Genomic DNA, 1,449 nt, shown 5'->3' with positions numbered 1-1,449 from the left:
AAAGCAGCAGGATATGAACCGGATTAACGTGGAACGGCTCTAGACGCTCGTCGGTCCAGAACAACTGGCTCTGGCTGGCCTCGTCAGATGCGAAATCCTCCAGCGGTCGGAAATAGGCGCCCCCATCAAACCCGATTACCGAGTACCCCATCTCGGACAGGCGTGCGATCAGCGGTCCGCCGCCCGCGCCTGTGCCCACCACCACGAAATCCACAGCGTCATCGCGCGAGTATTCCTTCATCGGGACCCAACCATCCTTTCGGAAGACGTCGGTGCCCGTCCGCCGGTCGCGCGTGGACGCAGCAGCGGATTATCGGACACGCGCGTTTTTCCGTGCCGTGGCTGCTTCTGTGTCGGGAAGTGCTTCGACGGGTTCCCATGGATCTCGCCGGTCGGCCTGCATGCGAACATAGCCGCGCGGACTTGCGGGGCCGCCGAAGCCGATTTCATTCCACGACGATGGATGCGCGTAATAAGCCGAGATGATGTCCGACATCACATGATTTTCGAAAAATAGTTTCGAGCTCATCCCGTTCCAGGCCGGACTGGACAGTGTGCCGTCGCTGGCTGCGCGCAGCAGTGCATCCTGCAACAGGGCCGGGAGGCTGAAAAAGCTCTCGCCGTGGGCCGCCCGGGCTTCGGCCTCGAACGCGGCCAGACCGCGTTTCCATGCCTCACGCTGAGGCGGCAGTGAGGCATGGCGGAATCCGGATCGTTTGTCGTCGTGCAGCTTCTGGTCGACATAGCCTGCAAGCGGCACGGGCGGCCTGTCTGAAGGCTGGGGAAGAATCCGGGAGCAGATGGCGTCGAGGGTTTTCCATTCTGCAGGATCGAGGAAACGCGGCTCGCGTGGCACGCCTATCCGGGCGTCGATCACACGTCGTGTCGCATCGTTCCACGATAACGAATGGCGTTTGGCCAGAACGTCATAGCCCGGATAACGCTCACGCATCGGTGCCGTCTTCCAGCAGGTCAAGGGCGGCCAGTCCCGCAAGCGCCAGCCCCGTGAAGGAAGGCGGAGCCGGAAGGGGAGGGCCGTTGAGGATGTTCTGCTGCCAGTTGCGCCAGCCGCCCATGTCGCGCCCGATCCCGACCGCATGGAATGCGGTGCCGGACACTCCGAGGATCGCAGTGGCCCGCAGCCAACGACGTGTCGCTCGCCTGTCGCTGCGGGCAGGGCCGATGGCAGCCTGCATGAGTGTAAGTGCCGCGACCGGCGGCATGCTGACCGGCAGATACATGAACGGATCATGGAAGCTGCCGCGAAAATGCAGCAATCCTGCTTCAGCAACCGTGCCGACGATCCCGGCCCCGACGATGCGCCCAGCCGGCCATCCCCGGATTCGCGGTACCTTGCCCGTCGGCGTATCGCGGATGCGCTCCGACAGGAAGCCGAGCACTCCTGAGAGCCCTTTTGGAAATTGGGGGTATGGGGGTTTGCATTGGGTC

General features: G+C 63.3%; 1 protein-coding gene and 2 pseudogenes. All 3 read right to left on the bottom strand.

Annotated features, from left to right (window positions below):
• Positions 1-241, bottom strand: a pseudogene (locus B8446_RS15800) (hypothetical protein); the annotation flags it as partial.
• 69 nt (positions 242-310) lie between these two features.
• Entirely contained in the window at positions 311-952 is a 642-nt protein-coding gene (locus B8446_RS15795; protein WP_048851324.1) for a gluconate 2-dehydrogenase subunit 3 family protein, read from the bottom strand.
• A pseudogene (locus tag B8446_RS15790) lies at positions 945-1,449 on the bottom strand (hypothetical protein); the annotation flags it as partial. The gene B8446_RS15795 and the pseudogene B8446_RS15790, both read right to left, overlap by 8 nt.

This window comes from Tanticharoenia sakaeratensis NBRC 103193 (assembly GCF_000963885.1).
Taxonomy (GTDB): domain Bacteria; phylum Pseudomonadota; class Alphaproteobacteria; order Acetobacterales; family Acetobacteraceae; genus Tanticharoenia; species Tanticharoenia sakaeratensis.
This window is presented reverse-complemented; position numbering and strand designations above follow the sequence as displayed.

Bases quoted from the DNA above. Each gene is read 5' to 3' on its own strand.
- B8446_RS15795 (WP_048851324.1), bottom strand. From the start codon at position 952: ATGCGTGAGCGTTATCCGGGCTATGACGTTCTGGCCAAACGCCATTCG.